21 protein-coding genes are annotated in these 25,861 nt (G+C 63.5%); 4 read left to right on the plus strand and 17 right to left on the minus strand.

Annotation, left to right across the window (positions count from 1 at the left end; genetic code table 11):
• Positions 1-31 precede the first annotated feature (31 nt).
• A complete protein-coding gene (gene lexA, locus D0Z70_RS02505) occupies positions 32-703 on the plus strand; it encodes a transcriptional repressor LexA (protein WP_119743830.1) in 672 nt (223 codons plus the stop codon).
• Here the strand turns inward: lexA and D0Z70_RS02510 are convergent.
• Entirely contained in the window at positions 694-2,829 is a 2,136-nt protein-coding gene (locus D0Z70_RS02510; protein ID WP_119743831.1) for a ComEC/Rec2 family competence protein, read from the minus strand. The genes lexA and D0Z70_RS02510 overlap by 10 nt on opposite strands.
• 49 nt (positions 2,830-2,878) lie before the next feature.
• Between D0Z70_RS02510 and gltX the strand changes: the two genes are divergently transcribed.
• A complete protein-coding gene (gene gltX, locus D0Z70_RS02515) occupies positions 2,879-4,321 on the plus strand; it encodes a glutamate--tRNA ligase (RefSeq protein WP_420820351.1) in 1,443 nt (480 codons plus the stop codon).
• 20 nt (positions 4,322-4,341) lie between these two features.
• Positions 4,342-5,628 (plus strand): citrate synthase, encoded by a 1,287-nt coding sequence (locus D0Z70_RS02520; protein WP_119744078.1) that lies wholly within the window; start codon positions 4,342-4,344, stop codon positions 5,626-5,628.
• 63 nt (positions 5,629-5,691) lie between these two features.
• On the opposite strand, the gene D0Z70_RS02525 is transcribed toward D0Z70_RS02520, so the two are convergent.
• From D0Z70_RS02525 to D0Z70_RS02540, 4 genes are all read right to left on the minus strand, one after another.
• A complete protein-coding gene (locus D0Z70_RS02525; protein WP_119743833.1) occupies positions 5,692-7,071 on the minus strand; it encodes a sensor histidine kinase in 1,380 nt (459 codons plus the stop codon).
• A complete protein-coding gene (locus tag D0Z70_RS02530) occupies positions 7,068-8,156 on the minus strand; it encodes a DUF2336 domain-containing protein (protein WP_119743834.1) in 1,089 nt (362 codons plus the stop codon). Before D0Z70_RS02530 ends, D0Z70_RS02525 begins: the two co-directional genes overlap by 4 nt.
• Before the next feature lie 57 nt (positions 8,157-8,213).
• Positions 8,214-9,395 (minus strand): hypothetical protein, encoded by a 1,182-nt coding sequence (locus D0Z70_RS02535; RefSeq protein ID WP_119743835.1) that lies wholly within the window; start codon positions 9,393-9,395, stop codon positions 8,214-8,216.
• 90 nt (positions 9,396-9,485) lie between these two features.
• Positions 9,486-9,788 (minus strand): Hpt domain-containing protein, encoded by a 303-nt coding sequence (locus tag D0Z70_RS02540; RefSeq protein WP_119743836.1) that lies wholly within the window; start codon positions 9,786-9,788, stop codon positions 9,486-9,488.
• 81 nt (positions 9,789-9,869) lie between these two features.
• Here D0Z70_RS02540 and D0Z70_RS02545 point away from each other — a divergent pair, with 81 nt between their 5' ends.
• A complete protein-coding gene (locus D0Z70_RS02545; protein ID WP_119744079.1) occupies positions 9,870-12,542 on the plus strand; it encodes a coiled-coil domain-containing protein in 2,673 nt (890 codons plus the stop codon).
• A 109-nt stretch (positions 12,543-12,651) separates the two neighbouring features.
• Here the strand turns inward: D0Z70_RS02545 and D0Z70_RS02550 are convergent, their stop codons facing one another.
• The 12 genes from D0Z70_RS02550 to nuoG form a co-directional block, all read right to left on the minus strand.
• Positions 12,652-12,915, minus strand: a complete 264-nt coding sequence (locus D0Z70_RS02550) for a DUF1467 family protein (protein ID WP_119743837.1) — start codon at positions 12,913-12,915, stop codon at positions 12,652-12,654.
• 9 nt (positions 12,916-12,924) lie between these two features.
• The gene (locus D0Z70_RS02555; RefSeq protein WP_119743838.1) at positions 12,925-14,562 is read right to left on the minus strand and encodes a ribonuclease J; all 1,638 of its coding nucleotides are present in this window, start codon (positions 14,560-14,562) and stop codon (positions 12,925-12,927) included.
• A complete protein-coding gene (locus D0Z70_RS02560; protein WP_119743839.1) occupies positions 14,562-15,341 on the minus strand; it encodes a type III pantothenate kinase in 780 nt (259 codons plus the stop codon). Before D0Z70_RS02560 ends, D0Z70_RS02555 begins: the two co-directional genes overlap by 1 nt.
• Before the next feature lie 14 nt (positions 15,342-15,355).
• Positions 15,356-16,060 (minus strand): biotin--[acetyl-CoA-carboxylase] ligase, encoded by a 705-nt coding sequence (locus tag D0Z70_RS02565; RefSeq protein ID WP_119743840.1) that lies wholly within the window; start codon positions 16,058-16,060, stop codon positions 15,356-15,358.
• On the minus strand, positions 16,057-17,493 hold the full coding sequence (gene nuoN / locus D0Z70_RS02570) for an NADH-quinone oxidoreductase subunit NuoN (RefSeq protein WP_119743841.1): 1,437 nt from the start codon (positions 17,491-17,493) through the stop codon (positions 16,057-16,059). Before nuoN ends, D0Z70_RS02565 begins: the two co-directional genes overlap by 4 nt.
• A complete protein-coding gene (locus D0Z70_RS02575; protein WP_119743842.1) occupies positions 17,493-19,058 on the minus strand; it encodes an NADH-quinone oxidoreductase subunit M in 1,566 nt (521 codons plus the stop codon). The genes nuoN and D0Z70_RS02575 overlap by 1 nt, the downstream gene beginning before the upstream one ends.
• Complete coding sequence (gene nuoL / locus D0Z70_RS02580; RefSeq protein WP_119743843.1) at positions 19,058-21,094, minus strand: NADH-quinone oxidoreductase subunit L; 2,037 nt, start codon at positions 21,092-21,094, stop codon at positions 19,058-19,060. The genes D0Z70_RS02575 and nuoL overlap by 1 nt, the downstream gene beginning before the upstream one ends.
• Before the next feature lie 10 nt (positions 21,095-21,104).
• Positions 21,105-21,410 (minus strand): NADH-quinone oxidoreductase subunit NuoK, encoded by a 306-nt coding sequence (gene nuoK, locus D0Z70_RS02585; RefSeq protein WP_004211745.1) that lies wholly within the window; start codon positions 21,408-21,410, stop codon positions 21,105-21,107.
• Positions 21,407-22,018 carry an NADH-quinone oxidoreductase subunit J gene (locus tag D0Z70_RS02590; RefSeq protein ID WP_119743844.1) on the minus strand — a complete coding sequence of 204 codons (612 nt, stop codon included), beginning with the start codon at positions 22,016-22,018 and terminating at the stop codon, positions 21,407-21,409. The genes nuoK and D0Z70_RS02590 overlap by 4 nt, the downstream gene beginning before the upstream one ends.
• A 154-nt stretch (positions 22,019-22,172) precedes the next feature.
• Complete coding sequence (gene nuoI, locus D0Z70_RS02595; RefSeq protein WP_017184597.1) at positions 22,173-22,658, minus strand: NADH-quinone oxidoreductase subunit NuoI; 486 nt, start codon at positions 22,656-22,658, stop codon at positions 22,173-22,175.
• Positions 22,655-23,704, minus strand: a complete 1,050-nt coding sequence (gene nuoH / locus D0Z70_RS02600; protein WP_119743845.1) for an NADH-quinone oxidoreductase subunit NuoH — start codon at positions 23,702-23,704, stop codon at positions 22,655-22,657. Before nuoH ends, nuoI begins: the two co-directional genes overlap by 4 nt.
• A gap of 148 nt (positions 23,705-23,852) precedes the next feature.
• The gene (gene nuoG, locus D0Z70_RS02605; RefSeq protein ID WP_119743846.1) at positions 23,853-25,859 is read right to left on the minus strand and encodes an NADH-quinone oxidoreductase subunit NuoG; all 2,007 of its coding nucleotides are present in this window, start codon (positions 25,857-25,859) and stop codon (positions 23,853-23,855) included.
• Positions 25,860-25,861 lie beyond the last annotated feature (2 nt).

Raw genomic sequence — 25,861 nt, forward strand, 5'->3', positions numbered from 1 at the left:
TTCCTTATACGTTCCATGGAGGACCGCAGGCATGTTGACCCTCAAGCAGCAGGAATTGCTGAGTTTCATCCAGACCCGGCTGGAGGAAGGCGGTGTTTCGCCCTCTTTCGAGGAGATGAAGGATGCGCTCGACCTGCGATCCAAGTCCGGCATCCACCGGCTGATCAACGCGCTGGAGGAACGCGGCTTCATCCGCCGCCTGCCCAACCGCGCCCGCGCGCTGGAGGTGCTGAAGCTGCCGGACGCCATGCATCGTGCGCCCGCGCCGGTTGCTCCGGCCAAGCCGCAACTGGCCCCCAGCCTGCCGGTCGCTGCCAATGACGTGATCGAAATCCCGCTGCATGGCCGCATCGCCGCCGGCGTCCCGATCGAGGCGATGGAGGGGCAGAATATGTTGTCCGTCCCTGCCGCCTTGCTCGGCGCAGGCGACCATTATGCGCTGGAAGTGTCGGGCGATTCGATGATGGAAGCGGGCATTCTCGACGGCGACTTCGCGCTGATCCAGCGCACCGACACCGCCCGCGAAGGCCAGATCGTCGTCGCCCTGATCGATGACGCAGAAGCCACGCTCAAATATTTCCGCCGCGAAGGGCAGCGCGTCCGGCTCGACCCGGCCAATAGCGCCTATGAACCGCAACTCTATGATTCGCGGCAGGTGCGGATCCAGGGCAAGCTGGCGGGACTGCTGCGCCGTTATAATTGAGAACGACGAGGGCGGCGGCGCGGCGTGACGATCCAGGGATGGGCGTCGCCCGCCGCCCTTACCGTGCTGACACGCGCATCATCCAGGTCGATGGCAATGCCGCCGGTTCGCGCCAGCAGTCGCCGGTCGATCTTCAACCAGCGCGGGCGGCACCAGTAGGGCAGCCCGCGATCGGCTATGACGATATCGGCGGCGGCGCATTCCCGGCTGAACAAGGTCCGTTCGACCAGCATGTCGCTGCGAGTGGCCAACACATGCCAGCGCCGCCCGCCCGCTTGCATCCCGACAGCACATAATTCCTTCGAACAGCGCGCCTGCGGCAGGTCCGCCATCGCTTCGAGCGGACCGTCATAGCCCGCACTCTCCGCCAGCGTATCACGCACATAGTCGCCCGCCCCCGCGCGCAGCAGCGCCATCCCGCCGCCAGCGGTCCGCACCGCGACATGACGCCCATCGCCCGTCACCAAAATGTCGGGCGGTGACAGCAACAACACGCCCATGACACCGATCGCCACCGGCCCAAGCCCCAGCCAGCGCCACCCGCTGCGCCATAACAGGCACCAGAGCAGCCCGCCGATCATCAATGCGAACAGCCAGGATGGTACCGCCGGCGTCAGCATCGTCGCCATCGGACTGGCCGCCACGCCATGGGCGATCAGCAGCAGCAGGTTCAGCGCCTGCGCCGTCATCCACCAGAAGGGTGCGCCCAGCCCGACCAGATCGAACAGCAACGCCAGCGCCTCCAGCGGCATGACGACAAAGGTGGTCAGCGGGATCGCAACCAGATTGGCAAACGCGCCCAGCATCCCGGCTTTGTGAAAATGGAACAGCGCGATCGGCATCAGCACCAGTTCGACCGCAATGCCGGTCATCAGCGTCGCGCCCAGCATTCGCCCCGCCTTGCGCGCCATATTCTCGTCCCGCGCGCTGGCAAAAGCGCGAAACCGCGGATGCTCGGCCAGCGCAACCAGCGCCGTGACCGCGGCAAAGCTCATCTGGAAACTCGGCCCCGTCACCGCTTCGGGCCAGAAAGCCAGCACGATCAGCGCGCCCACCGCCACCAGCCGCAACGTGATCGCGTCGCGTCCCAGCGCCAGCCCGCCCAGCACCAGCAGCGCGGCGATACAGGAACGCAACGTCGGCACCTCCGCTCCGGTCAGCAGCGTATAGCCGATCCCCGCCAGCGCGCCGCCCGCCGCCGCGATCAGCATCAGCGGCCAGTCCAGTGCCGCCCGCTGACTAAGCGCCATCACCCGCATCAGCAGGAAAATCACCGCACCGATCAGCGCGGTGACATGCAGCCCGCTGATCGACAGCAGATGGGCAAGGCCGCTGCGCCGCATCGCCTCCGCGTCCGCGTCCGCAATCGCGCCCTGATCCCCGGTCGCCAGCGCGACCGCAATGCCCTGCGCCGGGCCATCGACCTGCTTGCGAATATGCGCGAACAGGCGCGCCCGCAGCGGTGGCGGGGCGGTCGATGGGCGGACAACCTCCACCGGACGCAGTGCCTTGCCGGTAGCCCCGATCCCCTGAAAATAGGCGCGCGCGGCGAAATCATAGCCCCCTGGCACGCTGGGCGGCGCTGGCGGCATCAATCGCGCGCGAAAGCGGATCACCGCCCCCTCGCCCAGCGCCGCCGGAACATCCGCTTCGGCTATATTGATCCGGATCACGCGCGGCAGGCCCGGCGCATCAACCGGACGCAGCATCGCCCGCACCATCTTTTGCGCGGGAACCGGCCGAACCGCCATCACCTCGCCCGTCACCACGGTAAAGACGGCGCGCGCCAGCGGCGGCTGCCCCAACAGCACCGCCTTGCCCCAGATCAGCGCGCAACCGATACAGGCCAGCATCCCGCCTGCCACGATCATCCGCCGCAACCGTGCGCCGTCTGGCAACAGCAGCCCCGCGCACGCCAGCGCCAGCGCCCCACAACAAAAGGCCAGCCACCCCATCCGGTCGGGCAGCAGGAACCAGGCGGTGATGCCGATCCCCAACCCGATCGGCGCCCATAATGGCACCTGCTCGCGCTCTGTCTCCAGCCAGCTTTCGACCCGCACAAACGTCCCGCGCGCCCACGCCGCAGCCCCCCGCCAAAGGGAGGTTTGTCGTGGCTCAAAAGCCATGCTAGGGGGCGACGCATTCATGGAACAGGCAGGACGAATGTCAGCGAATATGACGGCAAGTGCAACGGGAATGAACAAGCCGGTAGTGACCCGTTTCGCGCCATCGCCGACCGGGTTCCTGCATATTGGCGGTGCCCGCACGGCTTTGTTCAACTGGCTGTTCGCGCGTCACCATGGCGGCAAATTCCTGTTGCGGATCGAGGATACCGACCGCGCCCGTTCGACCGAGGAAGCCGTAGCCGCGATTTTCGACGGGCTGGACTGGCTGGGCCTGGGCGGCGACGAACCGGCCGTGTTCCAGTTTGCCCGCACCCCCCGCCATGCCGAGGTCGCCAATGCGATGCTGGCGGGCGGCCATGCCTATAAATGCTATGCGACCCCGGAAGAACTGGCGGAACTGCGCGAACAGCAGCGCGCCGCCAAGCAGCCGATGCGCTATGACGGCCGCTGGCGCGACCGCTCGCCCGACGAAGCGCCCGAAGGCGCACCCTTTGTCATCCGCCTGAAAGCCCCGCGCGAAGGCGAAACGGTGATCGAGGATGCGGTGCAGGGCCGCGTCGTCGTGCAGAATGCCGAGCTGGACGACATGATCCTGCTGCGGTCTGACGGCACGCCCACCTATATGCTGGCCGTCGTGGTTGACGATAATGACATGGGCGTCACCCATGTCATTCGCGGCGACGATCATCTCAACAACGCCTTCCGCCAGCTGTGCATCATAAGAGCGATGAATTGGGAAGAGCCGGTCTATGCCCATATCCCGCTGATCCACGGATCGGACGGCGCGAAATTGTCCAAGCGTCATGGCGCTCTGGGCGTCGACGCCTATCGCGACGATATGGGGATGCTGCCCGAAGCGGTGCTGAACTATCTGCTGCGGCTGGGCTGGGGCCATGGCGACGAGGAGTTTATCCCGATCGCCCGCGCCATCGAGCTTTTCGACATCAGCGGCGTCGGCCGTTCGCCGTCACGTTTCGACATCAAGAAGCTGGAAAATCTGAACGGCCATTATCTGCGCGAAGCGGATGACGCACGCCTCGCCGCGCTGGTTGCGCCGCGCGTCGCGGCACGTCTGGACCGCGCCCTGCCCGAAACCGGCCTCGCTTTGTTGACGGCCGCCATGCCATCGCTCAAGCCGCGCGCCAAAACGCTTAATGAAATTGCCGAGGGCGCAGAATTTCTGTTCAAAAATTGCCCGCTGGATTTTGACGAAAAGGCATTGGCTCTGCTAGACGACTCGGCGCGCGCGCTGCTGGGCAAGACAGCCGACGCCTTGCGGCCAGTCCAATCATGGACGGTCGAGGCGATCGAGGACGCAATTCGTCGCGTGGCAGAGGATGCTGGCCTGGGGCTGGGCAAGGTGGCGCAGCCGCTCCGTGCGGCGCTCACCGGGCGCACCGTCTCGCCGGGTATTTTTGATGTCCTCTTCCTTCTGGGGAAAGAGGGGAGCTTGGAACGGCTGACCGATGTTGGGCACGCATCGGTTGGCTGATGGCATACAAGGAGAACAATATGTCGGATAACAAAGCCACTTTGACCGTCGGGGGAGAGACGAAAGACTATGCTGTCATGGACGGCTCAGTCGGTCCGCAGGTCATCGATGTGCGCAAGCTGTACGCCAATACCGGCATGTTCACCTATGATCCGGGCTTTACCTCGACGGCCAGCTGCGAATCCGGCCTGACCTATATCGACGGTGACGAAGGCGTTTTGCTGCATCGCGGCTATCCGATCGGCCAGCTCGCCGAAGAATCCAGCTTCATGGAAGTCAGCTACCTGCTGTTGAACGGCGAACTGCCGTCCAAGGCTGAACTGGACGACTTCACCCGCACGATCACGCGGCACACGATGGTCAATGAACAGCTTACGACCTTCTATCGCGGCTTCCGTCGCGACGCGCACCCCATGGCGATCATGTGCGGCGTCGTCGGCGCGCTGTCGGCCTTCTATCATGACTCGACCGATATTAATGATCCGGTGCAGCGCAAGATTGCCAGCCACCGCCTGATCGCCAAGATGCCGACGATCGCGGCGATGGCCTATAAATATTCGGTGGGCCAGCCCTTCGTCTATCCGCGCAACGACCTGTCCTACACCGCCAATTTCCTGCGCATGACCTTCTCGGTCCCGGCGGAGGAATATATCCCCGATCCGGTGATCGTGGATGCCATGGACAAGATTTTCATCCTCCATGCCGACCATGAACAGAATGCGTCGACGTCGACCGTGCGCCTGGCCGGTTCGTCGGGTGCAAATCCCTTCGCCTGCATCGCGGCAGGCATCGCCTGCCTGTGGGGTCCGGCCCATGGCGGTGCGAACGAAGCCGCGCTCAACATGCTGCGCGAAATCGGCACGGTCGATCGCATCCCGGAATATATCGCCCGCGCCAAGAATAAGGACGATCCGTTCCGCCTGATGGGCTTTGGCCATCGCGTCTATAAAAATTACGATCCCCGCGCGACCGTCATGCAAAAGACGGCAGAGGACGTGCTCAAGACAATGGGCGTGACCGATCCCGTGTTCGACGTAGCGCGTGAACTGGAAAAGATTGCGCTGAGCGATCCCTATTTCATCGAAAAGAAGCTCTTCCCCAACGTCGACTTCTATTCGGGCGTGATCCTGTCGGCCATCGGCTTCCCGACCGAAATGTTCACCGTTCTCTTCGCCCTCGCCCGCACCGTCGGCTGGGTTGCGCAGTGGAACGAAATGATTTCGGACCCAGCGCAGAAGATCGGTCGTCCGCGCCAGCTCTACACTGGCCCGGTGCAGCGCGACTACGTCCCCGTCGACAAGCGCTAACCCGCCCGACCACACCGACAATGCAGAACGGCGCTCCCATTGGGGGCGCCGTTTTTCGTGGGATCATAGGCCCGTCGGCAATGACAGGATGAAGCGCGCGCCTTCGCCCGGCGCGCCGCCAATGCGAATATCGCCCCCCATCGCACGCGCCAGGCGGCGGGAAATGTAGAGGCCCAGGCCACTACCCCCGGCATCGTCGCGACCCAGCCGCTCGAACTTCTCGAAAATCCGCTCGCGATCCGCGACCGCGACACCCTGCCCCTGATCGATCACCATGATCCGCGCCTGGCCATGATCGCTTTCAGTGACGATCAGCACCTCGCTGTCTGCGGGCGAATAGCGCACGGCATTGCCGATCAGGTTCACCAAGATTTGCAACACCCGGCGAAACTCGCCGGTGGCGGGCGTGCTGGCGTCCGGGTCCGGCGCAATTATGCGAATCTGCCGGTCGAGCGCCTTGACCGCCAGCAATCCGGCGGCGCGACGGCCCAGATCGACCAGATCGACCTCTTCGGCGATCACACTGAAATCGGGCCGGTCGATCGCCTGCAAATCGGCCAGATCATCGACCAGCGCCATCAGATGCCGTCCTGCCGCAGCAATGTCCGTGGCATAATCGGCATAATCGGGGCGCAATGGCCCTTCCAACTGCGCGCTGATCGTATCAGCGTTGGCGATGATCCGCCCAAGCGGCTGGCGCAGCGAACGGTCCAGCCGTTTGCCAAATTCGCCCGGATAAAGCGCGACCGCTGCGTCCTGCGCCATTGGCACGACCACTATCTGCTCCAGCGGAAAGGCGGTGCCGCGATAGCCGGTCAGTTGCCCGGCCAGATCGAACATGGGAAAGCCCGACAGGCGAAACGACCGCGCCGGATCGCTGACCAGAACTGCCATCTGATCGCGGAAGGCACGCCTTTGAGCAAAGGCGCGCAGCATCGCCATGTCGCCATCCTCGTCAGGCTGAAGCTGGAAATAACCGGAAAAACGGCTGCCTGGCACCGGCGGATCGGGCGGCAGCGCGCCATGCGCGTCGCTGCCTGCCAGCACCATCTGAAACCGCAACTGCATGTCGATCTGCCAGTTCCAGCCATCGGCCAGCGCGGCAATATCCGCCTCGCGGCGTGCTGCGTCCGCTGGCAGCACGGTCGCCGGCCGTTCATGCCAGTCGATGATCGAGAGGGTCACGCCATCGCCATCGGGCCTCGCCCGGACCCACATATCGATGTCACCGCGCTCGGTCGCGGCGATGATCGGCCGCGATACAGTAATGGCCAACCGCGCCGACAGCCGCGCGATCGCGGCCAATTGCGGCACCGCGACCGGCGTACCAAGGTCACCGCCTGCCTCGCGCTGAAGCGTCAGCAGGCGCAGGTCCGCGCTTAGCAACAGACCATCGGCAGAGACGGAGGCCCGGATGATCGCGGGGTGCGACGGCATATTCACGCGCCCGTCACCCGGCGCAGATGGTCGAGCCTGGATCGGAAAGCGGGCGGCGTGCGCAACGCGCTGACGGCCGAATCGGCGTGTGCCTCGGTCAGCCCCTGATAGCGCTCTGCCTCTGCCACGATCGCAGCGTCGGACAGCGACGGGCGTACCGGCCGCAACGCCAGCAGCAAATGGCGATAATCAGCGTCCGATCCGCCCAGCGCCCGGCATAGCATCGCCACCTGCCTAAGCGGCCCCATCACCAATATGTCGGTCGCTTGCCCCGTCGCCATGCGCAACCGCCTTGCCGCCAATGCGGCAAATAGCAAAAAGCGCCGCTGCCCCAGCGCGACACCCATCAGTTCAGGCGAATCAGCCAGGTCGCCCATCCGCCGCACCAGCCGATCGGCCTCCGCAATCGGACTGGCGCTTTCTTCATGGTCGGCGAGCAAGGCCCAGCCCGACCGTTCGAACGCCACCAGCACAGCGTCGCCCAGATCAGGCGTGCTCCGCTGCACCATAGCAGCCAGACAGGCCGCCGCCGTCCACACCAGTTCGGCAAAATATTCAGCGGGCAGGTCCGGTCGCATCGGTCGATCTTCGCCGCCCGTAGCGATCCAGCGTCCTTCCGCCAGCGCCAGCGCAGACAGCGCCTCGCCGATCAGCGGATCATCACCCAGCGCCAAAACGTCGCCATCACCATCGTCCAAATGCTCAATGTCAGGCTGACCAAATTGCCGCAGCATCAGGCTGACCCCGGCACGCATCTGCATATGCGCCAGCAGCGCCGGACCCAGCAGCGTCGGTTGCGCCCGCACGGTCGGCCAGCACAGCGGTTCGGGCGAACGCGACAATATGTGCGCAACATCGGGCGCATGATCCAGCGACAGCCGCAGCGCCATCTCGATTGCATTGAGGCATCCCGCCAGATGTCGCCGCGTTTCTGCGATCAACGCATCATGGGGCGCCCGGTCCTCGACCGGGAAGAAGAAGGCCAGATCGATGGCATGGCCAACCGGCACGGCGGACATGCCCGCCATGACTTGCGCCATCGGCCAGCTGTCCGCCATGGCCGCACCGGTAAGGGACGAATAGGCGTTCATACCGGGACCATAGCCCGACGTCCTTAAAATGCACTAAACCCTGGCGGCGAAATATGCTCAGTCGCGCGGACGCAAAATGATCGCCCCAGCCGACGCGATCAGCGCCAGCATGGCGACCCTGATGCCCTGCGCCAGCATCCCGACCAGCCCCGCCACGATCAGCAGCAGCAGGACGGTTCCGGGCGTAACGATCATCCATGGCCGGGCATTGCCGGTCCGTCGCCAGCGGTCGGCAACCAGCATGATCCCCAGCAACAGCGCCAGATCGGCAGCCAGCGTGCTACTGCCCGCCAGCACAATGCCAATCAGCGCCAGCAACGGCGTCACGAACGCCAACAAGCCCATGGGCGGTGGCCGCAGCGCCAGTTCGTCCAGCCGGTCGGCAATTTCCGCCAGCAACAACGCCCCCAGCAACAGGGCAAATCCGGTCAACGTCCACAGCAGCTCGACCGGCACCAGCGCGATGGCCCCCAGCGCGATGGCAGCGATCCGCACCTGCATCGCGGGCACCTGCATCCGCATCAGTGCCGGACTGATCATCCGGGCAAGGGGCGAAAGAAGATAATGTTCAACGCCCCCGCGCGCCCGCGCCGACGAAGCGCCTGCCGCCGTCACCGCCTGCGCCACCAGATCGGCCTGCTGTTGCGTCTCGACAAGCGCGACCCGTCCTTCCAGCAGGTCATCCTGCGACACGGTGACGCGGCGCGCGCCTTTCTGTACCGCCGCGCGCACCAGAGTGAGGGACAAGTCCCAGTCGCCGATCATGTCGAGCGTGCCAAATAACAGCGTCGGGCTGATCCGCGCCAGCCCGGCCCAGCGCTGTCCCGCATCGATCCGCTCGAACGGCGTGCTGGCGCGGCTGTCGTCCGTGACCAGCAGGGCATTGCCCTCTGCGCTGCCCATCGCCTCGAAATGCGCCTGCGACACGATCGCCCCGTCGGCGACCAGCAGCACGTCGGCGTCGCGCGGCGCATCCCGCACCATCGATACCATGTCCCGCACCAGCGCGACGGCGATCCCGTCAGCGCTCAGCCGATCAACGGCCTGCGACAAAGCGGGCGTAATGACACTCACCAGGATCATGATGCGATCCGCGCCCGCCTGCGCCGCCTGCCGCGCCTGATATTCCACCAGGGTCTGTCCGGCAAAATACAGACTCGCGCGCTGACCCCCGGTCGATTGGCCACCGGACGAATCGCCCGAAGCCCGGCTGGCGCTGAGAATAGCCGCGAAACTCATATCGTTATGGTATCGACCCGATTGTTGTGCAGCGGGTCTTGTCGCAAGGCTGACGGCTTCGCGCAAGCGTAGCCGTACCAATGCCGCGATTCAGCCCTGTTGCAACCCCGCCAGCGCCGCCTGCAATCGGCGCAGCACCCGGGGATCACCCGGTGCCGCCTCAGCCGCCTCGTCCGCCAGGGCCATTAGCGCGGTCAGCCCGAAACTCGCCGCCAGCCCTTTCAGCCGCCAGGCTGCCAGTTCCCAATTGGCGTCGCACCGCGCCCGCCCCAGCAGGTCGATCTGCCGCGCCGCGCTTTCCATGAAGGCGACGCGCAGGTCCGCGATCAGGGCGCTGTCGTCGCCGACGGCTGCGGATAAAGCTGCATGGAGGGCGCCGGGATCATAGGACATAGAGGCAGACGCTATCTGGCTTGCGTTAAGTTTTGGTAACAGGGCATTTGCGCAGGCGGAAAAGCTGCTAGGATGCGCGCCATGACAGGGGGCAGCACAATCGTCGAGTTTTGGCGCGACGAACCACGCACGACCGGCGATGCGTCGCAGGCCGATGATATTTTGCTTTTGAAACAGGCAGTTCTCGACATTGACGAAGATGATTCGGACGATGGCGCGGGCGATGCCTGGGTCAGGCGCGTGCGCATAGGATTGACCGTTCTGGCGGTGAGCTGGGTCGGCTTTGCCGGCTGGGCGATGATCGCATCGGGCGATCTGGCCGGTGGCCCCTCAATCTGGGCCAGCGCCGTCGCCACGCTCGTCGTGCCACTCATTTTGATCGGCCTCGCCTATCTGCTGCTCGTCCGCAACAGCCGCACCGAATCGCGCCGCTATCTCGACACCGCGCGCGCCTTGCGGACCGAGGCCGACCTGCTCGAACTGCGCCTGGGCCGGATCGCGACCCAGCTGGAAGCCGCCCGCCAGTCGATGCAGGACCAGGCCGAGTTGCTCGACAGCTATGGCGCAGCGGCCAGCAGCAATATGGAAGCGTCTGCCGAACTGATCGCCAGCCGGTCGAAGGCGACCGCCGACCGCGCCGAATCTGCCGAACGTGCCAGTGTCGCGCTGTTGGCGAAGATGGACTCGCTGATCGCGACGATCCCCGAACTGGAGGATCGCACGGGCCGTATGGCTGCGCAGATCATGGATAATGGGCATGCGCTGGCCGAACGGATCGACACGCTCGAAGCGCGGCTTCACGCGCTGGCCGAATTGTCTGACGATGCCCGCGCCCGGACTTTGTCCGCAACCAAGAGCCTGTCGAGCCAGCTCACCCAGCTTCAGGAAGCGACCCGCACCACCAACGAAGAAGTGACCGGCATGGCGGAGATCGCCGCCGGACGGATCGACGCCACCGCCCAGAGCGCACGGCAGGCGATGGATCGCACCCGTCAGGATATAGAAACCCAGGCAGCAGCTCTGGCAACGCTGGTTGAAACCGCTGAAACCGGCATCACCAGTACCAGCGAAAGCGTGCGCACGACGTTGATCCATGATCTCGACACGGCGCAGGCGGACCTGACCGCGCGGCTCGACGCCGCCCTGCGCAACGTGCGCGCCACCATGGCGACGACCGACGAAGGCTTGTCGCGCCGCGCCGAACATCTCGAAGCGCTCGTCGCTGCCGCACAGGCCGGGATCGGCAATGTCAGTGAGACCACCCTGTCGATGCTGACGCGAGACATGGATGCCATCGAAACCGACCTGCGCGAACGGCTCGATGCTGCGCTGGCACGGGCGCAGGAAGCGTTGGCGCTGACCGACGGCAATCTGTCGTCCCAGTCCGCCGCGCTCGAATCGCTGGTCGCCCGGTCGCGCGACAGCCTGGACGCCATTGGCAGCGAAACGGTCACGGGTCTGGCCAACACAATCGGTGACGTAGAAAACCGGCTGCACCAGATAAATGACGTCATGGCGGGGCAGCACAGCCTGATGGCTGGTATCCAGGCCGGGCTGGACGATACGATCGCCACGACCCAGGCGCGGTTCGCCACGCTGGAAGAGGTCGCTCTCGCCCGCAGCGAACGGCTGACTGAAGCGCTTGCGCGTCTGACCGCTGAAACCCAGCGGATTGACGGCGCGCTGGCGACCGGGGGGATGACCGCCGAAAAGCTGATCGGTTGCGCGGAAACCCTGCTGGTGGCGCTCGATTCGAGCGTGCGTGAACTGGACGAAACCTATCCCGCCGCGCTGGAGCGGTTCGACGCCCGACTGGAACAGAGCCGTGCCCTGCTGGGCAGCACCACGCCCGAAATGGAGCGGCTGGAGGCGATTTCGCAGGCGCTGGTCGGTCGCACCGAAGAAGCCGAATCGATGCTGCGCGGTCAGGGCAGTCGCCTGACGGAATGGCTGGAAAGCACGCAGGGCGGGCTGGAGGCCAATCGCAATCTGGTCGAACGGTTGCGCGTGGCGCTCGACGGCGCGCATCAGGACGCGACCCGCATCACCGAGGGTGCCGGGCCATTGCTCGTCACCGCCCTGCTGCGCGTCAAGGACACGGCCGATCAGGCCGCCGAGCGCGCGCGCCAGGCGCTGGGCCGCGCCATTCCCGAAGCCGCGCAGGCTCTGGCCGACGCCAGTGAACAGGCGATGCAGACCGCTATCGGCGACAAGGTAACGGCGCAGATCGAACAGGTCGCGCGCGTCGCCGAAGAAGCGGTCAAGGCTGCGCATCAGGCGTCAGAGCGGCTGACCCGTCAGTTGCTGACCATCGCCGACACCAGCGCCAGCGTCGAACAGCGGATCGAGGAAGCCGAGCGCGCGTCGGAAAATCGCGACCGCGACCATTTTGCCCGCCGTTCCGCGCTGCTGATCGAATCGCTCAACAGCACCGCGATCGACGTCGCCAAGATCCTGTCCAACGACGTCACCGATTCAAGCTGGTCGGCCTATCTGAAGGGCGATCGCGGCGTATTCACCCGCCGCGCTGTCAGATTGTTGGATGCCGGGGAATCGCGGGAAATCGCGCTCCATTATGACAATGACCCGGAATTCCGCGATCATGTGAACCGCTATATCCATGATTTTGAAGGGATGCTGCGGATCATCCTGTCCGCGCGTGACGGCAACGCGCTGGGCGTCGCCATCCTCTCATCGGATATGGGCAAGCTCTATGTCGCGCTGGCGCAGGCGATCGAGCGGCTGCGGCAGTAAGCGGAGCGCGTAATGGCGTGACGCCCCCACTTCCGTTCGTTTCGAGCGAAGTCGAGAAACCACGAACACAGTTTCTCGACTTCGCTCGAAACGAACGGGGAAGGGTGAATTAGCGCGAATAGCCCGGCAGCATGTCCAGCGTGATCCAGCCCTGCACATAATTGGCGTAATAGAGGCCGAACAGCAAAGCTGACAGCAGCGTCGCCCGAAGCGCCACGACGCCGGGCCGGAAATTGCTGGGCGCGCTATCCGCCTGTCCCTTCACCATCCGCTCGCCCGTTTCGTCGGGCGTGCGGATGCCAAAAGGCAGCATGATGAACGCGCTGATCACCCAGAACAGCACATAGATGGCGAAGATGGCATAAAGGTTCATGGCGGGGATTTACGCCCGAATGAGCAGAACGTCCACAATCGGTTTCTTGCCGGTCCAGCGGGTCGCGGTGCGACGCACGGCCAGGCGGATACGCTCGCGCACCGCCTCTTCCTCATGCGATCCCTTAGGGATCACATCGGCCGCATCGTCGGCCGCTTCGGCCAGGAAGTCCGCCTTATCCTCTTCCACCGGAACGCCCTGCGTCCGCAGCGTCGGTCGGCCAAGCAGCCGTCCCTTGGCATCGAGCGCCACGGCAACGCTGATCTGGCCATGCAGGCCCAGCTTGCGCCGCTCGTTCATCGTCGCGCCCTCAGCAGGCAGGATGACGTCGCCATCCAGCACCAGCCGACCGACGTCCTGACGCCCGATGATCGTCGGCTTGCCCGGTGCCAGTCGCAGCAGGTCGCCATTGGACTGCACCACAGCGTTCGGGATGCCAGTCGCCAGCCCCAGCCGCGCCTGTTCGGCCATGTGCCGCCGTTCGCCATGAACGGGCAGCAGGATTTCAGGCCGTATCCAGCGATACATGGCTTCCAGTTCAGGACGCCCCGGATGGCCGGACACATGCACCTCGGCCTGGCGGTCCGTGACCATCACGACATTCTTCGCCGCCAGCGCATTCTGGATGCGGCCAATGGCGATTTCATTGCCGGGAATCTGCTTGGACGAAAAGACGACCAGATCGCCATCGGTCAGCTTGATCGGATGGCTGTCGAACGCAATGCGTGCCAGCGCGGCGCGCGCCTCACCCTGACCACCGGTGGCGATGATCATCACCTCGTCACGGGGCAGCTTCATCGCCTCATCCCAGTCGACCGTCGGCGGGAACCCCTTGAGGTAACCACTCGCCTTGGCCATGCCGATGATCCGGTCGAGCGAACGGCCCGCGACGCAAACCTTGCGTCCCATCGCCACCGCCACTTCGCCCAGCGTCTGGACTCGCGCGGCGTTGGACGCAAAGGTGGTGACCAGCACCCGGCCCTTGGCCCCCTCGATCGTCTGCATCAGCCCTTCGCGGACGTCGCCTTCGGACCCACTGGCCTTGTCGTTGAACACATTGGTGCTGTCGCACACCAGCGCCAGCACGCCCTGATCACCCACTGCGGTCAGTTCCGCCGGGGTCGATGGCACACCGAGCAGCGGCTGATCGTCCAGCTTCCAGTCGCCGGTGTGGAAAATCCGGCCATGCGGCGTGTCGATCACCAGCGCATTGCCCTCAGGGATCGAGTGCGCCAGCGGCATGTAGCGGAAACCGAACGGGCCAAGCTCAAAGCTGCCTTCGTTCGGGATGACGTGGAGCTTGACCTCCTTGGTCAACCCCTCTTCCTCCAGCTTCAGGCGGATGAGGCCAGCGGTAAAGGGCGTGGCATAAAGCGGCACGCCCAGATCGGCGGCCAGATAGGGGATCGCGCCGATATGATCCTCATGCCCGTGCGTCAGCACAATGCCGAGCAGATCCTTGCGCCGCTCCTCGATGAAGCTGAGGTCGGGCAGCACGAGTTCGATGCCCGGATAATTGGGATCGCCAAAGGTCATGCCGAGATCGACCATCACCCATTTGCCCTGGCAACCGTATAAATTGACGTTCATGCCAATCTCGCCCGACCCGCCTAGGGCCAGGAAGAGCAGCTCATCCTTGGGTTTCATTACGCTTGTAAACTCCGTTCGTGCATCAGCGCGAGGCCCTGAACCGTCAAGTCCGGCGCGATCGCATCGAAAATATCGCTGTTATCATTGAAGAGAACCGCAAGGCCCCCCGTCGAAATCACTCTGGTCGGGCGGCCAATTTCGGCCCTCATCCGGGCGACCAGCCCCTCCATCATGGCTACATAGCCCCAAAAGACGCCGATGTGCATCTGCGCTTCGGTTGTCCGGCCAATGACCGATCGATTTTCCGGCGGGGCGATGGCGATCTTGGGCAGCTTCGCCGCCGCCGCGACCAGCGCATCGAGCGACAGGTTGATGCCCGGCGCGATGATCCCGCCTTTATAGGTGCCATTATAATCGACCACATCGAAAGTGGTCGCGGTGCCGAAATCGATCACGATCAGATCGCCTGCATAAAGATGGTGCGCGGCGATGGCGTTTACAACCCGGTCGGCCCCCACCGATCCCGGCTCGGCCACGTCCAATTCTATGCCCCAGTCGACCGGCGCTTGCCCGGCGACCAAGGCTGTCGTCCTGAAATATTTTTCCGACAGCACCTGCAAATTATGCAGCGCGCGCGGCACGACCGTCGCGATGATGACCGCATCGACGTCGGCGATCTTGTAGCCTTCGAGCATCAGCAACTGGTTGAGCCATACCGCATATTCATCCGCCGTGCGGCGCGGATCGGTCGCAATCCGCCAACGCGCGCGGATGTCCCGCCCTTCGAGCAGCGCGAAAACCACATTGGTGTTGCCCGCGTCGATCGCGAGAAGCATGGCTGGTCCTTGGTTCAGGTGAGAAATATGTCACCGGCGTGAATGGCACGGCTCTGCCCGTTCGCCAAGCGCAGGATCAACATACCCTGGCGGTCGAGCATATCAAATGCCCCCTCAACCGTCTCGCCATCGGGTTGCACGACCCGCATCGGCGTGCCGGTAGGATGCGCATTGAGCAGCCAGTGGGTGCGCACCGGGTCCAGCCCCTGCGCCCGCCAGATGGACAGCCAGTGCGCGAAAAGTTGCGCCAACCGGTCCAGCAACGCGCCCGCCTCCGCGTCGGTCGCGCCCTGCGCTAAAAGGCTGGTTACCGGACGGTCGAGATTGCGGGGATAGTCGATCACGTTAATGCCGATGCCGACGACGACAGCGTCGCCAGCCCGCTCAAGCAGGATGCCAGCAATCTTCGCGCCATCGACCAGAACGTCATTGGGCCATTTGATCTGCGCCTGCCCCGTACAAAGCGGCGCGACCAGCGCATGAACCGCATTGGCCGCGACCAGAGCCAGAGTGTGCGGCAGGGGATCACCGGCCCGCAGCCGGATCAGCGTGGAGCAATAGAGATTGCCGAGCGGACTTTCCCAACTGCGGCCCATCCGCCCCTTGCCGCCCGTCTGCCGCCCGGCGCGCAGCCAACTGCCATCGGGCGCGCCCTGCTCCGCCAATGCCAGCATGTCGGCATTGGTGGACCCGGTTTCGGCAACGAAGCGGATGGTCAGAACAGGGACGCCGCAGCGGCGGCGCTTGCCTGATCCAGCACGGGATTGAGCAGATAGCCCAGCACGATGACGACGGCGCAGGCGGTCAGGATGACATTCTCCACCGCCCCGCCCTTCGCTTCATAGGCACCAGTCGGCTCGTCAAAATAGATCGTCTTGATGATCTTGAGATAATAGAAAGCACCGATCACCGATGCCGCGATGCCGAACGCCGCCAGCGCGGTCAGGCCGGACGCCACCGCCGCATCGAACACCAGGAACTTGGCCCAGAAACCGAACAGCGGCGGGATGCCAGCCATCGAGAACATGAAGATCGCGAAACCAGCGGCCAGACCTTTGCGCGATTGCGACAGGCCAGCGAGGCTGGCGATCGTCTCGACCGGCCTACCGTCGGCATCGCGCATCTGGAGGATGCAGGCGAAGGCGCCAATCGTCATGACGACATAGATTGCCATATAGCTCATCGTCGCGGCGACACCGGCAGGCGTACCTGCGGCGAGACCGATCAGCGCGAAGCCGACATTGTTGATCGACGAATAGGCCATCAGCCGCTTGATATTGGTCTGGCCGATCGCCGCGACCGCACCAAACAGGATGGAGGCAAGCGCGACGAAGATCACGATCTGCTGCCAGTCGAGGCCCGCCGGACCCAGCGCCTCGATCGCGACGCGCACGGTCAGGCCCATCGCCGCGACCTTGGGCGCGCTGGCGAAGAAGGTCGTGACCGGCGTCGGCGCGCCTTCATAGACGTCGGGCGTCCACATATGGAACGGCACGGCGCTGATCTTGAAGGCAAGGCCCGCCAGCACGAACACCAGCCCGAACAATTCGCCCTTGCCCACGCCATCACCCAGCGCAACGGCGATACCGTCGAAGGCGGTGCTACCGGTGAAGCCATAAAGCAGCGAGATGCCGTAAAGCAGGATGCCGCTGGCCAGCGAACCCAGCACGAAATATTTAAGGCCCGCTTCGGACGAACGCCCGTCCTGCCGCATGAAGCTAGCAAGGACATAGGAGGCGAGGCTGTTCATTTCGAGGCCGACATAGAGCGTCAGCATGTCGCCCGCCGACACCATCATGCCCATGCCAATCGCGGTGAACAGGATCAGGATCGGATATTCGGGCCGCAGCGCGCTGTCGGTCGAAAAGAAGCGCGGTGCGAGCAGGATCGCTGCTGCTGCCGCCGCGTAGATTAACGCCTTGGCATAGACGGAGAAGGCATCGGCGCGGACAAGTCCGTCGAACGCATCAGGGCCGTGCGCCAGCGAGCAGGACAAGGCCACGCCCGCGACGATCAGCGTCAGCACCGACAGGGCGTTGACCAGCCGTGCGGTGCCATCACCACCAAAGGCAGCGACCAGCATCAGGATCAGGCCACCGGCCGTCAGTATGAGTTCCGGCAGAACGGCCAGAAGGGAAGCGGAGTCGATCATCAGTGCGCCTCCCCGTGCGCAGGGGCTTCTTCGTGATGGACTTCTTCATGCGCTTCGCCCGCAGGCTTGGGCGCACCCATCTTGATCTTGGAATCGCCGGCCGGAGCGGCAGGCGCGAGGCGGGCTTCCAGCGCCCGAATGTCAGGGCGCATCGGCTTAAGGAAGCTTTCGGGATAGACCCCCATCCACAGCACGACCGCAGCGATAGGTGCCAGCAGCCAGATTTCGCGGCCAGACAGGTCGGGCATCGCTGCAGCATCGGCGTTGACCTGCTCGCCATAGCAGATGCGGCGATAGAGGTAGAGCATATAGGCCGCACCCAGGATGATGCCCGTGGTGCAGACCAGCGCAACCCAGGTCGATGCCTGATAGATGCCCATCAGCGCCAGAAATTCACCGACAAAGTTGGACGTGCCGGGCAGGCCGACGGACGCCATGGTGAAGAACAGGAACAGGACGGCATAGCGCGGCATGTTGATCGACAGGCCACCATAGCGCGCAATCTCGCGAGTATGCAGCCGGTCGTAGATCACGCCGACGCACAAAAACAGCGCGCCTGCGACCAGACCATGGCCCAGCATCACCATCATCGCGCCTTCGATGCCCGCCTGGTTGAAGGCGAACAGGCCGACCGTCACGATCGCCATATGCGCGACCGACGAATAGGCGATCAGCTTCTTCATGTCCGACTGCACCAGCGCGACCAGCGATGTATAGACCACCGCGACCATCGACAGGCCCCAGACCAGAGGCGCCAACTGCGCCGAGGCTTCGGGGAACATCGGCAGGGAGAAGCGGATGAAGCCATAGCCGCCCATCTTCAGCAGCACGCCTGCCAATATGACAGACCCCGCGGTTGGTGCCTGAACGTGCGCGTCGGGCAGCCAGGTGTGGACCGGCCACATTGGCATCTTCACCGCGAAGCTGGCGAAGAAGGCCAGGAACAGCCAAGTCTGGACATGCGGATCGAAATTATAGGCCATCAGCACGGGGATTTCGGTCGTCCCGGCCTCATGCACCATCCACATCATCGCGATCAGCATCAGGACCGATCCGAACAATGTGTAGAGGAAGAATTTATAGCTGGCGTAGATGCGGTCCGCGCCACCCCAGATGCCGATGATCAGATACATCGGGATCAGGCCGGCTTCGAACATGATGTAGAAAAGGTAGAGATCCTGCGCCGTAAAGACGCCGATCATCAACACCTCCATGAACAGGAAGGCCGCCATATATTCGCCGACGCGCTTGTTGATCGCGTTCCAGCTGGCGCCGATGCAGATCGGCATCAGGAACACGGTCAGCGCGATCAGCATCAGCGCGATGCCATCAATGCCCAGCGCCCAGGCGAATTTGCCGAAGATCGGCGCATATTCCTGAAACTGCCACTGCGCGCCGCCGCCCGACTGGTCGAAATTCGCCCACAGGGCCATGCCCAGCACGAAATCGACCAGGGTGGCGATCAAGGCGATCCAGCGCGCGCTGTTCGCGCCCACGAACAGACAGGCGATGGCCCCCGCCATCGGCACTGCCATCATCAGGGAAAGGATGGGGAAGCCGTCCATTATCGTGTCATCGCCCAGGTTGCGGCAGCGGCGAGGCCAATCAGCATCACCAGCGCGTAAGTGTAGAGGTAGCCGGACTGGAGCCGACGGGTCACTTTATTGCCCTGCACGACCAGAGCCGCCAGACCATTGGGTCCGAACCGGTCGATGAAACCGACGTCCCCGAACTTCCAGAAGAAGCGGCCGATGGCGAAGGCGGGCTTGACGAACAGGACATTGTACAGCTCGTCAAAATACCATTTGTTGAGCAGAAAGGTGTACAGACCGGTGAAGGTCGCGACGAAGCGCTGCGGCCAGTCGGTATTCTTGATGTAGGCCAGCCAGGCAATCAGCAGCCCGGTCAGCATCACCGTGAACGGCGCGAACTTGACCCACGTCGGCACTTCATGCGCGGCGTGCATCAGATGGCTGTCGAACGAGAGCACACCCTTCCAGAATTCGATCCCACCTTCGGCACCGATAAACTGGTCGTGGAACAGGAAGCCGGCAAACACCGCGCCCAGGCTCAGCACAATCAATGGCACCAGCATGACCCAGGGACTTTCGTGCGGATGATAGCCGCCGGTCCCGGTTGCGGGCGCATGATGATTGTCGTCATGCGCATGATCGTCGTGATGATCGTCATGCCCATGAGCGTCATGCAGCGCGTGCTGGATATGCTCCGACGCGGCCCAGCGGGCTTTGCCGAAGAAGGTGAGGAACACCAGACGCCACGAATAGAAGCTGGTGAGCAGAGCGGCAAAGATACCGACCAGGAACGCGCCGGTCCCCGCCCCGCCCGCGGCATAGGCCGCTTCGAGGATACCGTCCTTGGAATAGAAGCCCGCAAAGCCGACGCCGATCAGCGGCAGGCCGACGCCAGTGATGGCCAGCGTGCCGAGCGTCATCGTCCAGAAGGTGATCGGGATTTCCTTCCGCAGCGCGCCATAATAGCGCATATCCTGCTCATGGTGCATCGCATGGATGACCGAACCGGCCCCCAGGAACAGCAAAGCCTTGAAGAAGGCGTGGGTGAACAGGTGGAACATCGCCGCGCCATAGGCACCGACGCCAGCGGCAAAGAACATATAGCCCAGCTGCGAACAGGTCGAATAGGCGATGACGCGCTTGATGTCGGTCTGCACCGTACCCACGGTCGCCGCGAACAGGCAGGTCGCGGCACCCACATAGGTCACGACCGTCAGCGCCGTTTGCGACGTCTCGAACATCGGCGACAGACGGCACACCATGAACACGCCCGCCGTCACCATGGTCGCCGCGTGGATCAGCGCCGACACGGGCGTCGGGCCTTCCATCGCGTCCGGCAACCAGGTGTGCAGGCCCAACTGGGCTGACTTGCCCATGGCACCCACGAACAGCAGCAGGCACAGCACCGTCATCGTGTCGAAGCGATGGCCCAGGAAACCGATGGTCGATCCCGCCATGGACGGGGCCATTTCAAGGATTTCGGGAATGGAGATGGTGTTGAACACCAGATAGGTGCCGAAAATCCCCATCATGAAGCCAAGGTCGCCGACGCGGTTAACGACAAACGCCTTGATCGCGGCCGCATTGGCGCTGGGCTTGCGGAACCAGAAACCGATGAGGAGGTAAGAGGCAAGGCCCACCCCTTCCCAACCGAAGAACATCTGCAACAGATTGTTCGCGGTCACGAGCATCAGCATCGCGAAGGTGAAGAGCGAGAGATAGGCGAAGAAGCGCGGCTGATCCGGCTCCTCATCCATATAGCCCCAGCTATAGAGGTGGACGAGGCTGGACACGCTGGTGATGACCACCAGCATGACCGCCGTCATCGCATCGACCCGCAGCGCCCATTGCGCGTCAAAGCTGCCCGACTGAATCCAGGTGAACAGCGGAGTGACATGCGCCTCCGCGCTGCCCGTCAGGAAGCTGATGAAGATCGGCCAGCTGAGCGCGCAGGAAATGAACAGCGCGCCGGTGGTGAGGATCTTGGCAGGCAGCTTGCCCAGCGCCTTGTTGCCAAGGCCCGCAATGGCAGCGGCCAGCAGCGGAAGAAGAACGATAAGCTGGATCATGAGTTCAGGCTCAGCCCTTCATCCGGTTGACATCGTCGACGGCGATGGTGCCGCGACCACGGAAGTAAATGACGAGGATGGCAAGCCCGATGGCCGCCTCACCCGCCGCGACGGTCAGCACGAACATCGAAAATACCTGCCCCACCAGATCGCCCAGAAAGGCGCTGAAGGCGACAAGGTTGATGTTCACGCTCAAAAGGATGAGCTCGATCGCCATCAGAATGATGATGACATTCTTGCGGTTGATGAAGATGCCCAGCACCCCCATCACGAACAGGATGGCGCTGACCACCATATAATGTTGAAGACCGATCACAGCTCCACCCCCTGCCCGATGGGCTGATTGATATTGCGGACCGCATCCTGCGGACGGCGGCGGTTCTGCTTGGCGATATTCTGGCCCTTCACCCCGCCCCGCGCCCGATGGGTCAGCACGATCGCACCGATCATCGCAACCAGCAGGACGATACCCGCTGCCTCGAACAGGAAGATGTAGCGGGTGTAGAGCAATGTCCCGATTGCCTTGATGTTCGACACGTCCGGCGCGGTCGGCGCGGCGCGCTGCGCCAGCTCGATCGGACCCGCGCTCCACAGGCCTATGCCCAGCACGATTTCCGCCAGCAGCACAAAAGCGATCAGCAGACCGAAGGGCAGGTAACTCACGAAACCGGCGCGCAGTTCGGCAAAGTCGATGTCGAGCATCATGACGACGAACAGGAACAGCACCGCGACCGCGCCGACATAGACGATGACGAGCAGCATCGCGATGAATTCCGCACCCAGCAGGATCATCAGACCCGCCGCGTTGAAGAAGGCCAGGATCAGCCACAGCACCGAATGGACCGGGTTGCGCGACAGGATCGTCAGCGCACCGCTGGACACCACCAGGATCGCGAACAGGTAAAAGGCTAAGACGTGGATCATTTGACCTGATGGCCCCCAATTTTCCGTTCGGCCCCGGACCTGATCCGGGGGAAGTCGAAGCCTTCCACTGAACGAAGTGAAGTGACTTCGCTACGCTCAGTCGAACCCTTCGACAGGCTCAGGGCGAACGGGTTTGAGTTAGACACGGCGCGCATTACCGATAAGGCGCATCGGCGGCAAGGTTCGCGGCGATCGCGCGTTCCCACTTGTCACCATTTTCAAGAAGCTTGGCCTTGTCGTAGATCAGCTCCTCGCGGGTTTCGGTCGCAAACTCGAAGTTCGGGCCTTCCACGACCGCGTCCACCGGGCAGGCTTCCTGACAGAAACCGCAATAGATGCACTTGGTCATGTCGATGTCGTAGCGCGTCGTCCGGCGGCTGCCATCCTCGCGCGGCTGCGCCTCGATGGTGATCGCCTGCGCCGGGCATACCGCCTCGCACAACTTGCACGCGATGCAGCGCTCTTCCCCGTTGGGATAGCGACGCAGCGCATGTTCGCCGCGAAAACGCGGGCTTATCGGGTTCTTCTCATAGGGATAGTTGATCGTCGCCTTGGGCTTGAAAAAATATTTCAAGGTCAGCCAGTGCGCCTTCACAAACTCCCAGAGGGTGAAGCTTTTGACGTAATATCCGAGGCTCATTGTGCGCCTCCATAGCGCGTCAGCATGAGGAAGCCCGACACCAGAAAGACGAAGAAGAGCGAGGTGGGCAGAAAAATCTTCCAGCCCAACCGCATCAGCTGGTCATAGCGGTAGCGAGGCACCGTCGCCTTTACCCAGGAAAAGACGAAGAAGAAGAACAGGATCTTGGCGAACAGCCAGAGGATGCCGGGCACATAATAGAGCGGCGCCCAGTCGATCGGGGGCAGGTATCCGCCCCAGAACAGGATGGCGTTCAGCGCGCACATCAGGATGACGTTGGCATATTCGCCCAGCCAGTAGAGCGCGAAGGCCATGGACGAATATTCGGTCTGATAGCCCGCAACCAGCTCGCTTTCCGCTTCGGTGAGATCGAAGGGGGCGCGCGCGGTTTCGGCCATGGCGCTGATCAGGAACATGATCGCCATCGGGAAGAGCAGCGGGTTGAAGCCGTTGCCGTTCAGAAAGCCATAATAGCCCTTCTGGCTTTCCACGATCGCGGTCAGGTTGAAGCTGCCCGCCCACAGCACGACGCAGATCAGGATGAAGCCGATCGAGACTTCATAGCTGATCATCTGCGCACTGGCGCGGATCGCGGAATAGAAGGGATATTTGGAGTTGGACGCCCAGCCCGCCAGCACGATGCCGTACACGCCCAGCGACGAGATTGCGAGAATGTAGAGCAGCCCGACATTGATATCCGCCAGCACCACGCCAACATCGAACGGCACCACCGCCCAGGCCAGCAGCGCCACCGTGAAGGTGATGATCGGCGCGATGATGAACAGCGCCTTGTTCGCCGCCGACGGGATGATGGTTTCCTGCAGGAACACCTTGGCCCCGTCCGCAAAGGACTGGAGCAGACCGAAGGGGCCAACCACGTTTGGCCCGCGCCGCAACGCCATCGCCGCCCAGATCTTGCGATCGGCATAGATGATCATCGCGACCGCCAGCATCAGCGGCAGCGCGATCACCAGAATGCCGATGATGGTCGAGAGGAACCAGGCACCTTCAAACGGCAGGCCCAGATTTTGGAAGAAAGCGGTCACTGCGGCAGCCCCTTAAAGCCCTCTCCCTTGAGGGAGAGGGTTGGGTGAGGGTGTACTGAGGTCGAAGGAACGGACCGACATTGACGTCGAGCCCCCTCACCCCGGCCCTCTCCCCGTCGGGGAGAGGGAGTTAGCATAGCTAACGCACTCATTCCGCCGCCTCCGCAAATTCAACCCCATGGACCAGTTCGGCCGAGCATTGCTGCATCGTCGGGCTGGCGCGGCAGATGGCGTTGGTCAGGTAGAAATCCTTGATCGGCGAAGCCAGTTCACCGGTCGCCCCGGTGGACAGAGAAGGAATGGACCAGCCATAATCGGCCAGACCTTCGACGCCCAGCGCAGGCACTGCCTTGACCATTTCGGCGCGCAGTTGCTCGAAGCTATCGAATGCCAGCGTAGCACCCATCACTTCGGACAGAGCGCGCAGGATCGACCAGTCCTCACGGGCATCGCCCGGCGCGAACACGGCCTTTTCGCCCCGCTGCACCCGACCTTCCAGATTGACGTAGGTGCCCGCCTTTTCGGCATAGCTGGCCCCCGGCAGGATCACGTCCGCGGCATGGGCGCCCTTGTCGCCATGATGGCCGACATAGACTTTGAAGCTTTCGGTGAAAGCAGCATAATCCACCTCGTCCGCGCCCAATGCAAACAGCAGCTTCGGCTTGACCGCCGCCACCGCCTTGATCCCGCCAGCCGTGGCATAGCCGAGCATCAACCCGCCCATCCGCGCCGCGGCGAAATGCAGGACGTTATACCCGTTCCAGCCCTCTTTCACGAGGCCCAGCGTCTCGACCAGCGTCAGCGTATCGCCATGCGCGCCGTCCTTGGCCAGAACGCCACCGCCCACGATCATCGCGGGCCGCGCGGCCTTGCCAAACGCCTCGACGACGGCGGCAGGCAGCTTGCCCAGCAGCGCCGCGTCATTGCCCAGCCACTCGACCTTGTAGGTCAGGTCAAACTCCGGCCCGATACCAAAAACCTTGGCGCCCTTTTTGATCGCCTTGCGTAGCCGCGTGTTCACCAGCGGCGCTTCCCAGCGCAGATTGGTGCCGACCAGCAGGATGACGTCCGCGGTCTCCAGATCGGCGAGCGGCGTATTGAACACCACCGACGACAGGCTCGACACGTCATAGGCAAGGCCCGTCTGACGCCCTTCGAGCATCGTCCCGCCCAGTCTCTCGACCAGCGCCTTGCCAGCGAACATCGTCTCACAATCGAGCAGGTCGCCCGCGATAGCGGCAACGCTGCCGCTATGCTGCACCGCTGCGATAGCGGCGAAGGCTTCGGCCCAGGTCGCCGGGACCAGCTTGCCGTCCCGCCGCACATAGGGCTTGTCGAGCCGCTTGCGGACCAGACCGTCGACATTGTGCCGGGTCTTGTCCGACGCCCATTCCTCATTCACGTCATCATTGATGCGCGGCACGGCGCGCAGCACCTGACGGCCCCGGCTGTCGAGGCGGATGTTGGTGCCAACCGCATCCATCACGTCGATCGCATGGGTCTTTTTCAGCTCCCAGGGCCGCGCTTCGAACGCATAGGGCTTGGCGGTCAGCGCGCCGACCGGGCACAGGTCGACCACATTGCCGGACAGCTCGCTCTTGGCGGCATGTTCCAGATAGGTGGTGATCTGCATATTTTCGCCGCGATAGATGGCACCGATTTCCGGCACGCCCGCGACTTCCTCGGCAAAGCGCACGCAGCGGGTGCACTGGATGCAGCGGGTCATGACCGTCTTGACGATCGGCCCCATATTCTTCTCGGTCACCGCGCGCTTATTTTCGTCATAGCGCGACGCGCCGCGGCCATAGGCGACCGACTGGTCCTGCAAATCGCATTCGCCGCCCTGGTCGCAAATCGGGCAATCGAGCGGATGGTTGATGAGGAGGAACTCCATCACCCCTTCGCGCGCCTTCTTGACCATTTCGCTGTCGGTGCGGATCTCCTGACCCTCGGCAGCGGGCAGCGCGCACGACGCCTGCGGCTTGGGCGGTCCGGGCTTCACCTCGACCAGGCACATGCGGCAATTGCCCGCGATGGACAGCCGCTCATGATAGCAAAAGCGCGGAATTTCCTTCCCCGCCAGTTCGCACGCCTGCAGGACGGTAGCGCCCGCCGGGACGTCCAATTCTACGCCGTCAACTTTGACTTTAGGCATGA

It is taken from the genome of Sphingobium terrigena, assembly GCF_003591655.1.
Taxonomy (GTDB): domain Bacteria; phylum Pseudomonadota; class Alphaproteobacteria; order Sphingomonadales; family Sphingomonadaceae; genus Sphingobium; species Sphingobium terrigena.